At 70.0% G+C, this 19,309-nt stretch carries 16 protein-coding genes; 10 read left to right on the forward strand and 6 right to left on the reverse strand.

Annotated features, from left to right (window positions below):
- Nucleotides 1-331 precede the first annotated feature (331 nt).
- Both ACFVXE_RS06730 and ACFVXE_RS06735 read left to right on the forward strand, forming a co-directional pair.
- Nucleotides 332-1,009 (forward strand): response regulator transcription factor, encoded by a 678-nt coding sequence (locus tag ACFVXE_RS06730; RefSeq protein WP_389669823.1) that lies wholly within the window; start codon nucleotides 332-334, stop codon nucleotides 1,007-1,009.
- Between the two features lie 15 nt (nucleotides 1,010-1,024).
- Nucleotides 1,025-2,290, forward strand: coding sequence for an ATP-binding protein (locus ACFVXE_RS06735; RefSeq protein WP_389669825.1), 1,266 nt, complete (start codon nucleotides 1,025-1,027; stop codon nucleotides 2,288-2,290).
- 101 nt (nucleotides 2,291-2,391) lie between these two features.
- Here the strand turns inward: ACFVXE_RS06735 and ACFVXE_RS06740 are convergent, their stop codons facing one another.
- On the reverse strand, nucleotides 2,392-2,922 hold the full coding sequence (locus tag ACFVXE_RS06740; protein WP_389669827.1) for a GtrA family protein: 531 nt from the start codon (nucleotides 2,920-2,922) through the stop codon (nucleotides 2,392-2,394).
- 257 nt (nucleotides 2,923-3,179) lie between these two features.
- On the opposite strand from ACFVXE_RS06740, the gene ACFVXE_RS06745 reads away from it, so the two are divergent.
- The 4 genes from ACFVXE_RS06745 (at nucleotide 3,180) to ACFVXE_RS06760 (ending at nucleotide 7,387) form a co-directional block, all read left to right on the forward strand.
- Entirely contained in the window at nucleotides 3,180-4,319 is a 1,140-nt protein-coding gene (locus ACFVXE_RS06745; protein WP_389669829.1) for a 5-(carboxyamino)imidazole ribonucleotide synthase, read from the forward strand.
- Nucleotides 4,316-4,855, forward strand: a complete 540-nt coding sequence (gene purE / locus ACFVXE_RS06750; RefSeq protein WP_389669831.1) for a 5-(carboxyamino)imidazole ribonucleotide mutase — start codon at nucleotides 4,316-4,318, stop codon at nucleotides 4,853-4,855. Before ACFVXE_RS06745 ends, purE begins: the two co-directional genes overlap by 4 nt.
- 40 nt (nucleotides 4,856-4,895) lie before the next feature.
- The gene (locus ACFVXE_RS06755) at nucleotides 4,896-6,128 is read left to right on the forward strand and encodes a dipeptidase (RefSeq protein WP_389669833.1); all 1,233 of its coding nucleotides are present in this window, start codon (nucleotides 4,896-4,898) and stop codon (nucleotides 6,126-6,128) included.
- 122 nt (nucleotides 6,129-6,250) lie between these two features.
- Complete coding sequence (locus ACFVXE_RS06760; protein ID WP_389669835.1) at nucleotides 6,251-7,387, forward strand: dipeptidase; 1,137 nt, start codon at nucleotides 6,251-6,253, stop codon at nucleotides 7,385-7,387.
- 19 nt (nucleotides 7,388-7,406) lie between these two features.
- Here the strand turns inward: ACFVXE_RS06760 and ACFVXE_RS06765 are convergent, their stop codons facing one another.
- Nucleotides 7,407-8,750 carry a UDP-glucose dehydrogenase family protein gene (locus ACFVXE_RS06765; RefSeq protein WP_389669837.1) on the reverse strand — a complete coding sequence of 448 codons (1,344 nt, stop codon included), beginning with the start codon at nucleotides 8,748-8,750 and terminating at the stop codon, nucleotides 7,407-7,409.
- A 190-nt stretch (nucleotides 8,751-8,940) separates the two neighbouring features.
- Here ACFVXE_RS06765 and ACFVXE_RS06770 point away from each other — a divergent pair, with 190 nt between their 5' ends.
- Nucleotides 8,941-10,098: an acyl-CoA dehydrogenase gene (locus ACFVXE_RS06770; protein ID WP_389669839.1), complete on the forward strand. Its 1,158-nt coding sequence runs from the start codon at nucleotides 8,941-8,943 to the stop codon at nucleotides 10,096-10,098.
- Nucleotides 10,099-10,300: 202 nt separating this feature from the next.
- Nucleotides 10,301-10,786 carry a hypothetical protein gene (locus ACFVXE_RS06775; RefSeq protein ID WP_389669841.1) on the forward strand — a complete coding sequence of 162 codons (486 nt, stop codon included), beginning with the start codon at nucleotides 10,301-10,303 and terminating at the stop codon, nucleotides 10,784-10,786.
- Nucleotides 10,787-10,837: 51 nt separating this feature from the next.
- Here the strand turns inward: ACFVXE_RS06775 and ACFVXE_RS06780 are convergent, their stop codons facing one another.
- Entirely contained in the window at nucleotides 10,838-12,142 is a 1,305-nt protein-coding gene (locus ACFVXE_RS06780) for an LCP family protein (RefSeq protein ID WP_389669843.1), read from the reverse strand.
- 120 nt (nucleotides 12,143-12,262) lie between these two features.
- Between ACFVXE_RS06780 and ACFVXE_RS06785 the strand changes: the two genes are divergently transcribed.
- A complete protein-coding gene (locus tag ACFVXE_RS06785) occupies nucleotides 12,263-12,811 on the forward strand; it encodes an acyl-CoA thioesterase (RefSeq protein ID WP_389669845.1) in 549 nt (182 codons plus the stop codon).
- 86 nt (nucleotides 12,812-12,897) lie between these two features.
- Here ACFVXE_RS06785 and ACFVXE_RS06790 read toward each other — a convergent pair whose 3' ends face one another.
- Nucleotides 12,898-14,262, reverse strand: a complete 1,365-nt coding sequence (locus ACFVXE_RS06790) for an LCP family protein (protein WP_389669847.1) — start codon at nucleotides 14,260-14,262, stop codon at nucleotides 12,898-12,900.
- 275 nt (nucleotides 14,263-14,537) lie between these two features.
- On the opposite strand from ACFVXE_RS06790, the gene ACFVXE_RS06795 reads away from it, so the two are divergent.
- Nucleotides 14,538-15,563 carry a glycosyltransferase family 2 protein gene (locus tag ACFVXE_RS06795; RefSeq protein WP_389669849.1) on the forward strand — a complete coding sequence of 342 codons (1,026 nt, stop codon included), beginning with the start codon at nucleotides 14,538-14,540 and terminating at the stop codon, nucleotides 15,561-15,563.
- 129 nt (nucleotides 15,564-15,692) lie between these two features.
- On the opposite strand, the gene ACFVXE_RS06800 is transcribed toward ACFVXE_RS06795, so the two are convergent.
- Together ACFVXE_RS06800 and ACFVXE_RS06805 are read right to left on the reverse strand one after the other, a co-directional pair.
- Complete coding sequence (locus ACFVXE_RS06800; protein ID WP_389669851.1) at nucleotides 15,693-17,402, reverse strand: LCP family protein; 1,710 nt, start codon at nucleotides 17,400-17,402, stop codon at nucleotides 15,693-15,695.
- Nucleotides 17,403-17,451: 49 nt separating this feature from the next.
- Nucleotides 17,452-19,257, reverse strand: coding sequence for an LCP family protein (locus ACFVXE_RS06805; protein ID WP_389669853.1), 1,806 nt, complete (start codon nucleotides 19,255-19,257; stop codon nucleotides 17,452-17,454).
- Nucleotides 19,258-19,309: the final 52 nt, after the last annotated feature.

Here is a 19,309-nt window from a genome sequence, read left to right on the forward strand (position 1 = left end):
CAGCTGCATCGGGATCCACGCCCGGTGCGCATCCTCGCGTTCCGGGCCCGGCCACAGGTCATTCACTGAGTTCAAGGCTGGCGGGTACCAGCCCGCATATGAAAGAGGCCTTTGGCGCTCAAAGCTGCCCAAAGGTCCTTGAATAGTGCAACAGGCGTTGAGTCACCATACGACACGATGGTGGATGATTTAAATGGACTTGAGAGATGGATCACAGGTCCGGGTGCAACCAGAGTCGCACATTCCAAGGTCTCCCTCTGGCTGGGGTGCCGAGCCGCAGGGCTTGTGGATCACCTCACGGCAGCTGCCCCATGCGGACTACCATCACTGCATGACCCGTGTACTGCTCGCCGAGGACGACGCATCCATCTCGGAGCCACTGGCCCGCGCCCTGCGTCGGGAGGGTTACGAGGTCGAGGTCCGTGAAGACGGTCCGACCGCTCTCGACGCAGGCCTTCAGGGCGGCATCGACCTGGTCGTGCTCGACCTGGGTCTGCCCGGGATGGACGGCCTCGAAGTGGCCCGGAGGCTGCGCGCCGAAGGCCACGCCGTGCCGATCCTGGTGCTGACCGCCCGCGCCGACGAGGTGGACACCGTCGTCGGTCTGGACGCCGGAGCCGACGACTACGTCACCAAGCCCTTCCGCCTGGCCGAGCTCCTCGCCCGGGTCCGGGCACTGCTGCGGCGCGGTGCCACCGACCCCGCCCCGCAGCCCGCCACCCACGGCGTACGGATCGACGTCGAGTCGCACCGTGCCTGGATGGGCGACGAGGAGCTCCAGCTCACCGCGAAGGAGTTCGACCTGCTGCGGGTCCTGGTCCGCGACGCGGGCCGGGTCGTCACCCGTGACCAGCTGATGCGCGAGGTCTGGGACACCACCTGGTGGTCGTCGACGAAGACGCTCGACATGCACATCTCCTGGCTCCGCAAGAAGCTCGGGGACGACGCGGCCAACCCCCGTTACATCGCGACCGTCCGGGGCGTCGGCTTCCGGTTCGAGAAGAGCTGACGTACAGAAACAGTCATGCGCCGCCGACTGATCAACTCCACGCTCGCCGTGGTGCTCGTGGTGATCGCCGTATTCGGCATCTCCCTCGTCATCGTCGAGACCCGCACCATCAGCAACAGCGCCCAGGAGAGCGTCGACTCCGAGGCGCTGCGTCTGATCAGCGTGGTCGAGAGCCGGCTCCTCGGGGCGGAACGGGTCAACCCCGCGGTGCTGGCGGAGCAGGTCGACCGCAACCGGTACGCCCTGGTCAAGATCCCCGGCCGCGCCCCCATCGAGGTCGGTACCCGACCCACCGGCAGCGTGATCAGCAGCACGGCGAAGGGGGAGCAGGGCGAGAAGGTCACCGTCGAGGAGTCCAGTACCGCCGTCACCCGCGAGGTCGGGCGCACGCTGATGATCATCGGCGCGGTGGCGCTCCTCGCGATCGTCTCCGCGGTGCTCCTCGCCGTACGCCAGGCGAACAGGCTCACCTCGCCGCTCACCGACCTCGCCGAGACCGCGGAACGTCTGGGCTCAGGGGACCCGCGCCCGCGCCATAAACGGTACGGAGTGCCGGAACTGGACCGGGTCGCGGACGTCCTCGACTCCTCGGCCGAACGGATCGCCCGGATGCTGACCGCGGAGCGCCGGCTCGCCGCCGATGCCTCCCACCAGCTCCGCACCCCGCTGACCGCGCTCTCCATGCGGATCGAGGAGATCTCCGTCACCGATGACCTGGACACGGTGAAGGAGGAGGCGAACATCGCCCTCACCCAGGTCGAGCGGCTCACCGACGTGGTGGAACGGCTGCTGACCAACGCCCGCGACCCGCGCACCGGTTCGGCGGTCGTCTTCGACCTCGACGAGGTCGTCAAGCAGCAGATCGAGGAGTGGCGCCCGGCCTACCGCGGTGAGGGCCGGGCCGTCGTCCGCTCCGGCAAACAGGGCCTGCGGGCCGTCGGCACACCGGGCGCGGTCGCCCAGGTGCTGGCGGCGCTGATCGAGAACTCGCTGATGCACGGCGGCGGCACGGTGGCGCTGCGCACCCGGGTCACCGGCAACCAGGCGGTCATCGAGGTGACGGACGAAGGCGCCGGCGTCCCGCCCGACCTGGGTGCCCGGATCTTCGAGCGGACGATCAGCGGCCGCAACTCCACCGGTATCGGCCTCGCGGTCGCCCGGGATCTGGCCGAGGCGGACGGCGGCCGCCTGGAACTGCTCCAGCTGCAACCGGCGGTCTTCGCGCTGTTCCTCAGCCGGGTCGCCCTGACCCTGCAGGAACCGGAACGCCCGGTCCGCTGACCCCGAGACCCCGAGACCCCGCTTCGGCCGGGCCGGGACGGGCTACGCCGGCTGCGCACCGCGCTCGCGGGCACGGCGGCCACCGCGCTCACCCTGGCGGCTCAGCGTCGCACCGGCTCCGCCGGCGTCTGCTCCGCGGGCGACGCGCCTCCCTGCGCCACCACGCCCTCGGCGCCACGTACCGCTGCCATCTCTTTGGCAGGCAGCGCCTTGAACACCCAGCTTCGGTAGGACCAGAACCGGAAGAGCGTCGCGATCCCGATCCCGAGGATCTTGAAGACATTGCTCTGGACCGGGCTGTTCCACCCGAACCCGTACGTCGCCATGTACAGCAGACCGTTCTCGATCACCGCTCCCACGGCGCTGAACAGCACGAACAGCGTCAGCTCCCGGGTCCGCCCGGTCTTGTCGCGGTCGCGGTACGTCCAGTAGCGGAAACCCAGGTAGTTGAAGACGATCGCGACGAACGTGGCCAGCACACTGGCCCGCACCACCTGGAGGTCCGTGGTGTGCCGCAGCAGATTGAAGGCCGCGACATTGACCAGCAGGCCCAGTGCGCCGACCGCGCCGAACTTCGCGACCTCCCGGGCCAGCAGATCCAGCCGGGTCCGTAGTGCGCCCCGTTCGCTCATGGTGATCGCTCAGCCCCGTCCGTGGATTGCGTCGATCCGGCCATGTTATCGAGCCCATCCGTGAGCGACCTGTGAACATTCGCGCGGCCACGGCGGCCTGTGGCTCCGTCCGCGAGGCAGTTGCTGAACAACTGCTGTCCAAAGTCAGAACAGAGCCAGGCCTGTGACATCGATCCTGATGTGACATGAATCCTTCCGCCACCGCATGTACGGGGGGATCGTCCGGTCGTCCCCGGGACGCCCGATACCCTGGAGGTGTGACGTTCCCGGTAGTCGGCATGGTCGGTGGCGGTCAGCTCGCCCGTATGACCCACGAGGCGGGTATCCCCCTCGGCATCAAGTTCAAGCTCCTCAGTGACACCCCTCAGGACTCTGCGGCCCAGGTGGTGAGCGAAGTCGTCATCGGCGACTATCGCGACCTGGACACGCTGCGTGCCTTCGCGCGCGGCTGTGACGTGATCACCTTCGATCACGAGCACGTGCCCACCGAGCACCTGCGGGCCCTGGAGGCCGAGGGCATCCCCGTGCGCCCCGGCCCCGACGCCCTGGTGCACGCCCAGGACAAGGGGGTGATGCGCGCCAAGCTCACCGAGATCGGCGCGCCCTGCCCCCGCCACCGCATCGTGACGGACCCCGCGGACGCCGCGGCGTTCGCCGCCGAGGCCGGCGGCTTCCCCGTCATCCTGAAGACGGTTCGGGGCGGCTACGACGGCAAGGGTGTCTGGGTGGTCCGCTCCGAGGCGGACGCGGCCGAACCCTTCCGGGCCGGTGTGCCGGTGCTCGCCGAGGAGAAGGTCGACTTCGTACGGGAGCTGGCCGCCAACATCGTCCGCTCGCCGCACGGCCAGGCGGTCGCGTACCCGGTCGTCGAGTCCGTCCAGGTCGACGGTGTCTGTGACACGGTCATCGCCCCGGCCCCCGAGCTGAGCGAACAGCTCGCCGGCGAGGCCCAGCAGCTGGCCCTGCGGATCGGCGCCGAACTCGGTGTCGTCGGCCACCTCGCCGTGGAGCTCTTCGAGACCCGCGACGGCCGCATCCTGGTCAACGAGCTCGCGATGCGCCCGCACAACTCCGGACACTGGACCCAGGACGGCGCGATCACCTCGCAGTTCGCCAACCACGTCCGGGCCGTCCTCGACCTGCCGCTCGGCGACCCGCGCCCGCGGGCCACCTGGACGGTCATGTGCAACGTCCTCGGCGGCGACTTCCCGGACATGTACCAGGCGTACCTGCACTGCATGGCCCGTGACCCGCAGCTCAAGATCCACATGTACGGCAAGGACGTGAAGCCGGGCCGCAAGGTCGGTCACGTCAACACCTACGGCGACGATCTGGCGGACGTGCGCGAGCGCGCCCGGCACGCGGCCGACTACCTGCGAGGAACGATCACCGAATGACTTCCCCCGCCTCCACCGCGCCGGTCGTCGGCATCGTCATGGGCTCTGACTCCGACTGGCCCGTCATGGAAGCAGCGGCCAAGGCCCTCGACGAGTTCGAGATCCGCTACGAGGTGGACGTCGTCTCCGCCCACCGCATGCCGCGCGAAATGATCGCGTACGGGGAGCACGCCGCGGACCGCGGCCTCAAGGCGATCATCGCGGGTGCGGGCGGCGCCGCCCACCTGCCCGGCATGCTCGCCTCCGTCACCCCGCTGCCCGTCATCGGCGTCCCGGTGCCGCTGAAGTACCTCGACGGCATGGACAGCCTGCTCTCCATCGTGCAGATGCCGGCCGGCGTTCCCGTCGCGACCGTCTCGGTCGGCGGCGCCCGCAACGCGGGCCTGCTCGCCGCCCGTATCCTCGCCGCTCACGACAGCGAGCTGCTGGCCCGGATGCGGGAGTTCCAGCAGGAGCTGAACGACCAGGCGACGGAGAAGGGCAAGCGGCTGCGCAGCAAGGTCGAGGGCAGCGAGTCCTTCGGTTTCGGCAAGTAGGCGACTCTTCGGTTTCGGCAAGCAGAGGAAGCGGGCGACCATGGCAGATCAGATCGCGGACCACATCGCGGACGGCACTTCGGAGCACCTCGTCCGGGCCGGGGAACTCCTCGCCGAGTACCCGGTCGTCGACGGTCACAACGATCTGCCCTGGGCGCTGCGCGAACAGGTCGGTTACGACCTGGACGCCCGCGACATCGGCACCGACCAGTCGGCGCACCTGCACACCGACATCCGCCGGATGCGCGCCGGCGGCGTGGGCGCCCAGTTCTGGTCCGTCTACGTCCGGTCCGACATGTCCGGCGAGGACGCCGTCAGCGCCACCCTCGAACAGATCGACGTGGTCACCGAGCTGCTCGACCGCTACCCGGCGGACCTGAGGCGCGCGCTGACCGCCGACGACATGGAGGCCGCCCGCGCCGAGGGCCGGATCGCCTCCCTGATGGGTGCCGAGGGCGGCCACTCCATCAACAACTCGCTGGGCACCCTGCGCGCCCTGCACGCACTCGGCGTCCGCTACATGACGCTCACCCACAACGACAACAACGCGTGGGCGGACTCCGCGACCGACGAACCGGGCGTCGGCGGACTCTCGCCGTTCGGCCACGAGGTCGTACGGGAGATGAACCGGGCCGGCATGCTGGTCGACCTCTCCCACGTGGCGGCCACGACGATGCGCGACGCGCTCGCCACCTCCACCGCGCCGGTGATGTTCTCGCACTCCTCGTCGCGGGCGATCTGCGACCACCCGCGCAACATCCCCGACGACGTCCTCGCCCAGCTCCCGGCCAACGGCGGCATCGCCATGGCGACCTTCGTACCGAAGTTCGTCCTCCCGGCAGCCGTCGAGTGGACCCTCGCCGCCGGAGCCAACCTGCGCGCCCACGGCCTGCACGATCTCGACACCACCCCGCAGGCCATGAAGATCCACGCCGCCTTCGTCGAGGCCAACCCGCGCCCGATGGCCACCGTGGCGACGATCGCCGACCACCTCGACCACATGCGCGAGGTCGCCGGGGTCGACCACATCGGCATCGGCGGCGACTACGACGGCACCGCGTTCCTCCCCGCAGGGCTGGAGGACGTCGCCGGATACCCGAACCTGATCGCCGAACTCCTCGCCCGCGGCTGGTCCGCCACCGACCTCGCCAAGCTCACCTGGCGCAACGCGGTACGGGTGCTGCGCGACGCCGAGGACGTCGCCCGCGACCTGCGTGCGCGGCGCGGCCCGTCGCACGCCACGATCGGCGCACTCGACGCCGCTACGTCCTGACGTCCGCGGGACGGGGGAGGCCGCCTTCCCCGTCCCGTGCCCCGAACGCAGCAACGTGCCGCGACCCCCCTGCCCGCACGTGAAACGGTGACCGTACGGCCGCCGAATCACGGAGTCATCCCATGGCAGACCTGCAGGACGAAGCCGACACCGCCACCGCGATCGGCACCCTCGACGCGCAGTACGCACACATATCGGCCCCAGCGACGCCCCCGTCGGCTCCGCAGCCCGAAGCATCGCCGCCGGCCGGTCCCCTGGAACGCGCCCGCGCGCTGCTGGCGGCCCACCCCGTCGTCGACGGCCACAACGGCCTGGCGCAGGTCCTGCGCGCCGTCCCCTGGTGCGATCTCGAACTGGGCGAACGGTCCCTGGACACCGACGTCCCCCGGCTGCGCGCGGGCCGCGTCGGCGCCCAGTTCTGGTCCCTCCAGGTCCCCGCGGGCGACCGGGCCGTCAGCACGACCCTCGACCGTATCGACCAGGTCCGCGCCCTCGTCACCGAGTACCCCGAGGCCCTGAGGGCGGCCCGTGGCGCGGGCGAGACGACCGACGCCCGCAACTGCGGGCGCGTCGCCGCGCTGCTCGGCCCCGTCTCCGGCCACGCCCTCGCCGACTCGCTCGGCACCCTGCGCGCCTACCACGCCCTCGGCGTACGCAGTGTCACGCTCTGCGGCACCAGCTGGACCACGCAGGGCGACGGACTCACCCGCTTCGGCCATGAAGTCGTACGTGAGATGAACCGGCTCGGCGTCCTCGCCGACCTCACCGGAGCCTCGCTCGACACCATGCGCCGCACGCTCGCGGTCGCGAAGGCACCGGTGATCTTCTCCCACTCGGCGGCCCGCGCACTCACCGACCACCCGCTCAACGTCCCCGACGACGTCCTGCGGCTGCTGCGCTCCAACAACGGCCTGTGCATGGTCGGCTTCGCGGCCGACCAGGTGGTCCGCGGCCCCGCCGCCGCACTGCGCGAGGTCGCCGACCATCTGGAACACGTACGGGAGGTGGCGGGCCCGGACTGTGTCGGTCTCGGCGCCGGGTACGACACGGGGGCGACGCACGCCGACGGGCTGACGGACGTCTCGCGCTACCCGCAGCTGATCGCCGAACTGCTGGAACGGGACTGGTCGGAAGCCGATATCGCGGCGCTGACCTGGGGGAACGCAATGCGCGTGATGCGTGACGCCGAGTTCGCGGCGCGCGCGGCACAGCTACGCCGCCCCCCGTCGGCGGCCACGATCGACGAGCTCGACCGGTAGGCCGTCCCCGGCGGCGGGATCAGGCGCGGGGCCGGCCCATCGCGCGGAACGTCCAGCCCGCCTCGCGCCACAGCGCGCTGTCCAGCGCGTTGCGGCCGTCGAGGATGATCCGGTGGGCGGCGGCCTCGCCCAGCGCCGCCGGGTCCAGCTCGCGGAACTCGCGCCACTCCGTCAGGTGCAGCACCACATCGGCGCCGCGCACGGCGTCCAGCGCCGACTCGGCGTACCCGAGGGTCGGGAAGAGCCGCCGGGCGTTGTCCATGCCCTTCGGGTCGTAGACGGTGACCTGGCCGCCCTGGAGGTGGATCTGCCCGGCCACGTTCAGCGCGGGCGAGTCACGCACGTCGTCCGAGTCCGGCTTGAACGTCGCACCGAGGACACCCACCCGCTTGCCGAGGAACGTCTCCCCGCCCACGGCCTCCCGGGCCAGCTCCACCATGTGGCCGCGGCGCCGCATGTTGATCGAGTCGACCTCGCGCAGGAAGGTCAGCGCCTGGTCCGCACCCAGCTCGCCGGCGCGCGCCATGAAGGCCCGGATGTCCTTCGGCAGGCATCCGCCGCCGAAGCCGATCCCGGCCCGCAGGAACTTGGCCCCGATCCGCTCGTCGTGACCGATCGCCTCGGCCAGCTTCACCACATCGCCGTCGGCGGCCTCGCAGACCTCCGCCATCGCGTTGATGAACGAGATCTTGGTCGCCAGGAAGGAGTTGGCGGAGGTCTTCACCAGCTCGGCGGTCGGGAAGTCCGTCACCACGAACGGCGACCCCTCCGCGACCGGCACCGCGTACACGTCGCGCAGCACCTTCTCGGCGCGCTCGCTCTCCACGCCGACGACGATCCGGTCCGGGTGCAGGGTGTCCTTCACGGCGAAGCCCTCGCGCAGGAACTCCGGGTTCCAGGCCAGCTCCGCGTCGGCCCCCACCGGTGCCAGCTCAGCCAGCCGCGCCGCGAGCCGGGCCGCGGAACCCACCGGCACGGTCGACTTCCCGACGACCAGCGCGGGCCGGGTCAGTTGCGGAGCCAGCGACTCGAAGGCGGCGTCCACGTAGGACATGTCGCAGGCGTACTCGCCGTGCTTCTGCGGGGTGTTCACGCAGACGAAGTGGACATCGCCGAAGTCGCCGACCTCTTCCCACGAGGTGGTGAAGCGCAGCCGTCCGGTGGATCCCTCGATGCCCGCGACGTGCTTGCGGAGCAGCTCCTCCAGTCCCGGTTCGTACATCGGGACCTTGCCGCTGCCGAGCATCTCGATCTTCTCGGGCACCACATCGAGGCCGAGCACTTCGAAGCCGAGCTCCGCCATGGCCGCGGCGTGGGTGGCGCCGAGGTAGCCGGTGCCGATCACAGTGATCCTGAGGGCCATCGAGTGCTCCTGGGAGATGCGGACAGACGTGCGGTGAACGAGCATAGTCGTGCCCCCGGACGCCCCGTTTTACCGGCCTTGCGGTACCCCTGTCGCGTAGCTCACGTACAGCTCGCATAGGTCTTTGCGAGGCATGGCGCATAAAATTGGGTTACTTAACGGTAGTTAGCATCCCTGGGGAGTGAGAGTCTTGGCGGGTTCCACCGATTTCGACCTGTACCGTCCGGCCGAGGAGCACGACATGCTCCGCGAGACGGTCCGCGCGCTCGCCGAGGCGAAGATCGCCCCGTTCGCCGCTGCGGTCGACGAGGAGGCCCGCTTCCCGCAGGAGGCCCTGGACGCACTGGTCGCCTCCGATCTGCAGGCCGTGCACGTTCCCGAGGAGTACGGCGGCGCGGGTGCCGACGCCCTCGCCACCGTGATCGTGATCGAGGAGGTGGCGCGCGCCTGCGCCTCCTCCTCCCTGATCCCGGCCGTGAACAAGCTCGGCTCGCTCCCGGTGATCCTCTCCGGCTCCGAGGCGCTGAAGAAGAAGTACCTGGGCCCGCTCGCCAAGGGCGACGCGATGTTCTCGTACTGCCTCTCCGAGCCCGACGCGGGCTCCGACGCCGCCGGCATGAAGACCAAGGCCGTCCGCGACGGCGACTTCTGGGTCCTGAACGGTGTGAAGCGCTGGATCACCAACGCGGGCGTCTCCGATTACTACACGGTGATGGCCGTCACCGACCCGGCCAAGCGGTCCAAGGGCATCTCCGCCTTCGTCGTCGAGAAGTCGGACGAGGGCGTCTCCTTCGGCGCGCCGGAGAAGAAGCTCGGCATCAAGGGCTCCCCGACCCGCGAGGTCTACCTCGACAACGTCCGGATCCCCGCCGACCGCATGATCGGCGAGGAGGGCACCGGCTTCGCCACCGCGATGAAGACCCTGGACCACACCCGCATCACGATCGCGGCCCAGGCCCTCGGCATCGCGCAGGGCGCCCTCGACTACGCCAAGGGCTACGTCCAGGAGCGCAAGCAGTTCGGCAAGCCGATCGCGGACTTCCAGGGCATCCAGTTCATGCTCGCCGACATGGCGATGAAGCTGGAGGCGGCCCGCCAGCTCACCTACTCGGCCGCCGCCAAGTCCGAGCGCCTCGACGCGGACCTCACCTTCTTCGGCGCAGCGGCCAAGTGCTTCGCCTCCGACGTCGCGATGGAGATCACCACGGACGCCGTCCAGCTGCTCGGCGGCTACGGCTACACGCGGGACTACCCGGTGGAGCGGATGATGCGCGACGCCAAGATCACGCAGATTTATGAAGGCACGAATCAGGTCCAGCGGATCGTGATGGCCAGGAACCTGCCGTAACGGCCCCGACGCAGCTTTGACGAGACGGCCCCCGGCGCCATGCCGGGGGCCGTCTTTCACGACTGTCCGGGACTCCCGGGCGACCGGAGGGGACACCGCGCGGGTAGCCGTGCCAGGCGCCGGTGCCGGCCGGTCCGTCCGTGGGCCGGGACCGGCCGGAAGCCGTGGGCCCGCCCTCCGTCGTGGCGTACCTTCCCTGTCCATGAACGACATCGACAGGCTCACCGCGCTGTTCACCGCGCTCGGCGCCGATGACGCAGCGGGCTGGGCGGACTCCGAGGCGGAGGAGAACATTCCGCAGCTCGCCCGCTACCGGTTCCTCCGCATGGTCTGGCAGGACATCGACGCCTGGAGCACGGCGGCAACGGACTGGGCCGGGGCGTACGCGGAGGAGGGCCGCGCCGACGGGGCGGTCGGGCGGGCGCTCCGGCTGGGCCTGAGCCACCAGGAGCTGGGCGAGATAGCCCGTGAGGTGGCGAAGGAGACCGCGTTCGGCATCCTCTACGGCCTCGCCGACCCCACGGACGGACGGCTGCCGCCCGGCGTCGAGGAGCAGCTGCCGGGCTGGTGCCTGGCCGAGCTGTCCCCGGAGGGCACGCCCACCGGACGGATCCTGGACGCGCTCTACGAGGACCTGGACGAGGTCGACCCCGCAGCGCCCCAGGGGCAGGACGGCGTCCGGCCGTAGCACGCGGCAGGGCCCGGACGGCGAACCGTCCGGGCCCTGCACGCCACGCCGTCAGCTGCCGGAGACGGTGACCTTCTCGTCGTTCTTGAGCTGCTCCACCAACTGCTTGACCTTGGCCTTGTCCCAGACCAGGTTCCCGTGGGTGGATCCCGAGATCGGCATGTTCATCGACGTGCCGTCACCACCGGTGACGCCCTTCATCGCGAAGAACATCTGGCCCAGGTCCCACAGCGACATGTCCTTGTCGACGGTCAGGGTGTCCAGCCCGGCGCTCATCGTCGGGTACAGCTTGAACGGGTTGAGGATCGTGGACGGCGTCGCCGTCTGGCTCGCCAGCGCCGCGAGGAACTTCTGCTGGTTCTTCGTACGGTCCAGGTCGGACGTGAACGCGTGCCGGGTGCGGACGAAGGCGAGGGCCTGCTGGCCGTCGAGGGTCTGCTTGCCCGCCTGGAAGTCGGCGCCGGAGTACTTGTCCTTGAACGCCTTGGGGATGTCGAGCTCCACCCCGCCGATCGCGTCCACGATGCTCGCGAAGCCGCCGAAGCCGATCTCGACGTAGTGGTCGATGTGCAGACCGGTGTTGAACTCGACGGTGCGGACCAGCAGCTCGGGCCCGTCCTCGGCGTAGGCGGCGTTCAGCTTGGTGAAGCGGCCGCGGCCCGGGTAGAGCTTGCCGGATTCGGAGCCCTTGTACGAGGGGATCTCGACGTTCGAGTCACGCGGCAGCGAGACCAGGGTCGGGCCGTTGGACCCGTCGTGCAGGATCATCATCGAGTCGGTCCGCTTGCCTTCGGCGGAGCCGGTGTGGAGCCTCTTCTTGTCCTCGGCCGACATGCCGGCTCGGCTGTCGGAACCGACGATCAGGTAGTTGGTGCCGTCGCCCCCGCCCGGCCGCTCGATGACCTTGGAGAGGTCGACCTCACGCTTCAGCTTGGAGTCGGCCCAGAAGTACGTGCCGATGGAGACGGCCAGCACCACGACCACGAGAGTCAGGGCACCCACCTTTATTCGGCGCCGCCAGTCCGGCGCCGGCCGGCCCTGGACGTATCCGCTGTCACCCCGGCCCCCACCGTGACCACCGCCACCGTGGCCGCCGCCGTAGACCTGACCGGAGTTGTAGCCGTTGTCGTACCCCGGGTCGTCGTCGTAGCCGCCCGGGTACTGCGGCGCCTCCGGCCGGCGCTGGCGCGGCGCCGCCGGATACTGCTGGGGCGGCGCGGGACGCTGCTGGGGCGGTACGGGGTTCCGCTGGACGTGCCGCATGACGCGGGCGCCCTCGGGCTGGGCGCTGTCGCTGCCCCGCCCGTAGCGGTCATCGCGGTTGTCGTCGGTCCATCCACCGGGCCTGTCGCTCATGCGGTCCAGTGTGCAGTCCGGGCGTGCCGGTATTACAGGGGGTGTGAGATATCGGGCCAGGGCTGTTGCCAAGCTGATGCAATGTCCGCGGCTGCGCGGCCCCGCAATAAGGTGGACGTCATGACAGACCACGCCCCGCGCCCGGAGGGCGACATTCCGGGCAAGCCGACCGCGGCGTCCCGGACCACCCTCAGCCACATCATGACCGGCAGCGACACCAATCTGCTGGGTACGGTGCACGGCGGCGTGATCATGAAGCTGGTCGACGACGCGGCGGGCGCCGTGGCCGGCCGGCACTCCGGCGGACCCGCCGTGACGGCCTCGATGGACGAGATGGTCTTCCTGGAGCCGGTCCGGGTCGGTGACCTTGTTCACGTGCGCGCGCAGGTGAACTGGACCGGCCGCTCCTCGATGGAGGTCGGCGTCCGGGTCATGGCCGAGCGGTGGAACGAGTCGACCCCGGCCCAGCAGGTCGGCAGCGCGTACCTGGTGTTCGCCGCGGTCGACGGGGACGGCAGGCCGCGCGCCGTACCGCCCGTGATCCCGGAGACGGAGCGCGACAAGCGGCGCTACCAGGAGGCACAGATCCGGCGCACGCACCGCCTCGCCCGGCGCCGGGCGATCAAGGAACTGCGCGAGAAGCGCGCGGCGGACGGCATCGAGGACTGACGAGGACTGACGAGGACCCGCGGCGTCGACCGGCGGCGTCGACGACCGGCGGCGTCGGGCGCTGACGGCGGGGCCGGGGGCCTCGGCTACGAGCACACCTCCTGGTCGCCCGTGACCGCGCCGAATTCGCCGCGGTGCGGGGCCTCGGCCCGTACCCGCTCCACCGTGCCGAAGTCCGTGCCCGTGGTCACCTTCATCATCGCGCCCTGCCCCTTGACGGCCCGCAGCTCGGCCCCCGGCAGTGCCACCGCCAGCGACCTCGCCGACCTGTCCCACCGGGGGTCGTACTCGATCAGGGTGTGCTTCAGGTTCCGCGGAGGCCCGTTGAGCGGCAGCCGCGTCGTACGGAAGCCGGTGGCGTGCAGCGCGTCGTCGGCCGTCCGGCCGAGGCCGTCCCGCGGGGTCCCGTTGTAGACCTGGACCCGGATCCGCTGCGGTGCGACATCGACCGTCTTCGCCCGGGCCTGCACCGGCCGCCGGACCGCGAGCGGCCTGTCCTCGCGCAGCGCGTCGAAGAGTTTCCTCGCCTTGCGCACATCCCATTTGACCGTCGAGCCGATGCCCTTCACCGGGTACGAGACATTGCTGACCGGCACGGAGGCGAACTCGGAGGACGCCGGGGTGAACCCGCGCATCGCCTCGCCGAGCTCCAGCATCTGCTCCGTGCCGAAACCGCGGTCGGCCCGGACCGAATTGAGCATCGTCGACGCCACGTCCCGGAACTTCACCGGGTTGAGCAGCACGCCGCTGCTGGTCGTCCGGTCGATCAGCGAGGCGAGGAACCTCTGCTGGCGCTGCATCCGGCCCATGTCCGCGGCGCCGTCGACATGGCGCGAGCGCACGTACTGGAGCGCCTGTCCGCCGTTCAGCCGGTGGGTGCCCGCGGCGAGGTCGAGGCCGGTGTACGAGTCCCTCATCGGCCGGGCCGTGCAGATCTGCACCCCGCCCAGGGCGTCCACGGTCTTCATGAAGTTGGCGAAGTCGACCTCCAGGTAGTGGTCGACCTTGATGCCGGTCATGTGCTCGACGATCCGTACGGTCAGGTTCGGCCCGCCCTCCGCATAGGCGGCGTTCAGCTTCACCGCATGGGCGGCGTGCTCGTCCCCGGTGGTCCGGTCCCGGCGCTCCGGGAGCTCGGTGTAGCTGTCGCGCGGCAGGGAGACGATGCTCGCGCGATGCCGGTCCGCCGACAGATGCACGAGCATGATCGTGTCGGTGCAGTGGCAGGGGGCGCCGCCCAGGCGGTACCGCTGTTTCTCGACCCGGCTGATCCTGTCGCGGCCGTCGGTGCCGACGAGCAGCAGATTCGTGCCGCTCCCGGCCCGCGGCCGGTTCTTCATGTCCTTGAACGGATCGATCCGGTCGATCCCGTTCTCCAGGTTGGTCACCACCGCGTGGCCGATCCCGCCGGCCCCGAGCACCAGCACGGACAGACCGGTCGCCATCCGCATGCCCCAGCGGGGCCGCTCGTCCTGTTTTCGCGACCTGCGCTGTGGGGGAGCGGTGCGGGGGCGCGGCGGACGAGGGGAGCGGTGCGGTGTGGGCACGGTGGACCTCCGCGGGGCAAAGTGGATTTTTCAGACAGTAGGCCCATACGATCTCCACTCCGCGAAGCCACCCGGTGGGGCGCGCCCGCATCCCCCATTCGCGGTAACGTGGCGGCCGAATAACGCCGCATCCTGGGGTGTGAAACCCCCGGCGCCCCCGAGGACCCCCCGAGGACCACATGTCTGCCGCGCAGTGCCCCGCCGTCTCCGTGATCATGCCGGTGCTCAATGAGGAACGCCATCTCAGGAACTCGGTCCGGCACATCCTGGAGCAGGAGTACGCCGGCGAGATGGAGGTCGTGATCGCGCTCGGCCCGTCGACGGACCGCACGGACGAGATCGCCGCCGAGCTCGTCCGGGAGGACTCCCGGGTCCACACCGTGCCGAACCCGACCGGCCGTACCCCGGCGGCGCTCAACGCCGCGATCAAGGCCTCCTCGCACCCCATCGTGGTGCGGGTCGACGGCCACGGCATGCTCTCGCCGAACTACATCGCGACCGCCGTCCGCCTCCTGGAGGAGACCGGCGCGCAGAACGTCGGCGGCATCATGCACGCCGAAGGTGAGAACGCCTGGGAGGACGCCGTCGCCGCGGCCATGACATCGAAGATCGGCGTCGGCAACGCGGCCTTCCACACCGGCGGCCAGGCGGGCCCGGCCGAGACCGTCTACCTGGGTGTCTTCCGCCGAGAGGCGCTGGAGAAGGCCGACGGCTACAACGTGGAGTTCATCCGCGCCCAGGACTGGGAGCTGAACTTCCGGATCCGCGAGGCGGGCGGGCTGATCTGGTTCTCGCCTGAGCTGAAGGTGCAGTACCGGCCGCGCCCCTCGGTGCGGGCCCTCGCCAAGCAGTACAAGGACTACGGCCGCTGGCGCCACGTCGTCGCCCGCTACCACGCCGGCTCGATCAACCTGCGCTACCTGGCCCCGCCGGCCGCCGTCTGCGCGATAGCGGCGGGCATCGTCGTCGGCGCGGCCGTCACCCCGTGGGCCCTCGTCGTCCCGGCCGGTTACGTCGCCGCCATCGTGGCCGGATCCCTCCCGGCGGGCAAGGGCCTGCCGCTGAAGGCACGGGTCCGGATCCCGGTGGCGCTGGCCACCATGCACATGTCCTGGGGCTACGGCTTCCTGACCAGTCCGCGTTCGCTGGCGAAGAAGGTCATGGCCGGCCGCCGCCCCGCGGTGAAGGTCTCCGGCAGGGCCTGAGCCGACGCACACGTTCACTGGGCGGAGCCCCGAGGCGCTCGGTCAGGGCTCCACCCAAGTCGTGTCGGCACTGTGGGGGCCCTCCGATGTGCCGGAAGGCCCCCACAGTGCGTTGTGCCCGGTTCGGAGCTACCAGCCGAAGCCCGGCTGGATGGCCATGCAGGCCGTCTCGTCGTCGCCGTTCAGGGCCCGTGCGCTCTCGGGGGCCTTCTCCTCGGCGCTGGGGGCGGAATAGGGCCCGCTCTCGCGCCAGTCGGCCCCCACGGTCAGCGTGATACCCGAGACGTCGGTCGACTTCTTCACCGCCGTCAGCGGGATACCGAGGGCCTTGGCGACGGCCTGGGCGTTGCCCTCCACGTCCTCGCTGGGGAAGAGCACTCCGGTCCGTGCCGTCGCGTCGGTGTTCGGCGCGTCGACCGTGGCCTTGGTGAAGCCCTTCCCGGCCAGCAGCTCCTTGACTGCCGAGGCGCGGCCCTTGACCGGGTATTCGGTGTCGGTACGGGTCCCGTTGCGGACGCTGACCGGAATCTCGGCGACGGGCGACGTGGGCTCCTTGGCGGCCGGAGCCTTGCGCTTGGATGCCTTGCCATCGAGGGGGATGTCATCGCGGACCATCTGGAACAGCTGGTCCGCGTCGACGGGCTTGGGGAGCACCCGGCCGCTGTTCGCACCCGTTCCGTAGACGTTCGGCATCGTCGTCATCGTGATGCGCTTGGTGGGCACCTTCTTGAGCTCGCTCGCGAGGTCGTACAGCTTCTTGGGGCTGCCGAGGCCCTTGTCGACCGTCAGCGCGTTGGTCGCGGCCTCGGCGAGGCCCATCAGCTTGCCCGGGTCGGTGAGCTTGGTGCCCTTGCGCAGCTCACGGACCATCGAGTTCATGTACATGTGCTGGGCGTGGGTGCGGCCGAGGTCGGTGCCGTCCTCGAAGCCGTAGCGGGTCCGCAGCCACTGAAGGGCCTGCTTGCCCTTGACCTTCGTGGTGCCCTTCTTCAGCTTCAGCCCGGAGCCCTTGCCGGCGCGCGTGTGGGAGTAGACGTTGCCCTTGACACAGACCGGGACGCCGCCGATCGCGTCGGCCATCGAGACCACACCGGAGAAGTCGATCATCATGAAGTGGTCGATGGTGATGCCGGTGCTTTCGTACCAGGTGGCCACGGTGCATCCGGGACCGCCGCGGCCGAGCGTCTCGTTGGTCATCGCCAGGCCCGTGGTTGCGGGGTAGACGTGCTTCGTCTTCGAGTCGGTGCACTTCGGGATCTTCAGCAGTGTGTCGCGCGGCATGCTGATCACCGACATGTTGCTGCGGTCGGCGGAGAGATGGAGCAGCATCTGCACATCGGCCAGCGGCGACGCCCCGAAGGTTTCCTTGGCCCCGCCGAGCTTCTGGTTCTCCTTGGAGTCCCGCGCGTCCGAGCCGATGAGCAGGATGTTCATCGGGGTCTGACCGGCGGCGTTGGCCTTGTGCTCGGTCATCTTGTTGTCGCCGAGTGTCAGGTCCGCCTTCTTGATGTTCCCGCTGAGGTGCTGGTAGTAGAGGTATCCGGCGCCGGCGCCGCCGAGTATGACCACGGCGAGAATCCAGGCGACCCAGCGCAGTACGCGGCGCTTCCCGCGTCGACCGCGCCGGTGCGACTGCCCGCGGCGGCTCCCGCCGTGGCCCCCCGGACGGTCCCGGTCCCCGGCGCCGCCGTTGCTCCGCCGGCCGTCCCGTCCGCTGCCGTGCCCGTCGTCGGAGCCGGCGGACGGGCCGTCGCCGTACAGGCTGTCGTCCCAGCCGAGCTGGCCGGCATGCCGGACGCGTGGTCGCGTCCCCTCCCCGGGTGTGCTGCTCCGTCCCACCAGGACCCCCCTGCTGCTCAGACTCGCGTTATCGCGCGGTGACCCGGTGTCACTTGGCGCACTCTGCCTTGTCGGCGCTGGCCTTCGGAATGTCGATCTTCGCCGGCCCGGTGAGGGGAGTGCCCGCTCCCTTGAAGTCCGCGCCCAGCGTCAGGACCATCGCTTGCAGCCCCTCGGCATCCTTGGTGCCCTTTTTCATGGCGGATCCGGGCAGCCCCATCATCTCGGCGAGGGCGCGGGCCTGGTCCGCCTGGTTCGGTGCGTAGGCCAGCGTCGTCCTGGCGACCTTCGCCGGGGCGTTGGCCTTGTTCGTGGACTTGAGGACGCCCTTGTCGTTCTGCAGCCAGGTGACGGTCTGCTGAGCCCCGCCGGGGATCTCGCCGCCGTTGTAGACATCGACGCGTACGTCGGCCGCAGCGGCCTTGGTGCCCTTGAGGAGTGCGTCCTGCTTGCTCTTGGCGGCCTTCTTCTGTGCGGCCACCTCGGTCAGCGAGGTGTCGTCCTGCATCATCGAGAACAGCTGAGGCGCCTTCACCGGGTCCACGACCACCGTGATCGGCGTCGGCTCGGCCGGGTTGTCGATCACCGGCAGCGTGACGAAGGTGATGTTCTTCGTGTCGATCTTCTTGAGCTCCTTGGCGAGCGAGGTCAGCTTCGGCACCGAGCCGATCGCCTTGTCGACCGTCAGGGCCTTCGTCGCCGCGTCCGCCAGCTTGAACAGCTTCGTCGGGCTGGTCAGCGTGTCGTCCGACTTCATCTGCCGGATCATCGACCCGATGAACTGCTGCTGGACCTTGATCCGGTCCAGGTCGCTCTCATTGCCGAAGCTGTGCCGGGTACGCACGAAGGCGAGCGCGTCCTCGCCCTGGATCGTGCTCTCGCCCTTCGGGAGTTTCAGGTGGGATTTCGGGTCATTGACCGCGTGGGCGAGGCAGACCTTGACGCCGCCGACCGCCGTGGACAGCTCCTTGACCGCGTTGAAGTCGACCATCATGAAGTGGTCGACCTTCAGACCGGTGAGCTCCTTGACGGTTTCCATCGTGCAGCCCGGGTCGCGGCCGTCCTGGCCGAGGCTGACGTTGAACCGGATGTTCTCGGTACCCGGAATGACCTTGTCCGAGCCGTCCGGCTGCCTGGTCTTGCAGTCCGGGATGTTGGTGATGAGGTCGCGGGGGATGCTCAGCGCCGTGGCGTTGGTCCGGTCCTTGGACACGTGAAACAGGATGTTCGTGTCGGCGTGGCCGGTACTGCCCTTGTCGCCGTAGCCCTCGTTGCCCTTACCGGTGCGCTTGTCCGTACCGATGACCAATATGTTGAGGGGCGCGTTGGCCGTGACGACGTCCTTGTTGCCGGCATCGCCGACGTCCACGGTGCTCAGGTTGCCGTTGAAGTGCCGGTACAGCGCGTATCCGCCGACCGAGACGCCGACGAGCAGGAAAGCCATCACGCCGCCCGTCCAGATGAGCGCCTTCCTGCGGCGGCCCTTCGGCTGCTTGCGCTTGCGCCGGCCCGCGGTGTCCGGGCCGGAACCCTCCGGCCCGCGCGGGCCGTTGGCCGCACGACGGCCGCGCTGTCCGGGCACCTCGCGGCGCGGACCGGTGTTGCGCCCGGAACCACCGCGTGCGCCGCCTCTGCGCGAGCCGTCGCCGTCACGAACCGCGTCTCCGCGCTCGCCGCCGCTCTCACGGTCCGCGCCTGCGCGCCTGGATCCGCGGGGGGCCGGAGCGCCGGGCGTGCGCCCCGAATCCGCTCCGGAATGGTTCAGTCGCAATTCGTAATCGCCGGTCTGCGGGTTCAGGACCCACTGGTCTGCGGGGTCGATTTCGTCCGCCCGCCCACGGCTTTGCGCATCCACGGTTGTGTGAGTCCTCCGTCGGTGCCACGCGAGGCGCCTCCCCCGACAAGGC

This window comes from Streptomyces sp. NPDC058231 (assembly GCF_042882275.1).
Lineage (GTDB): Bacteria > Actinomycetota > Actinomycetes > Streptomycetales > Streptomycetaceae > Streptomyces.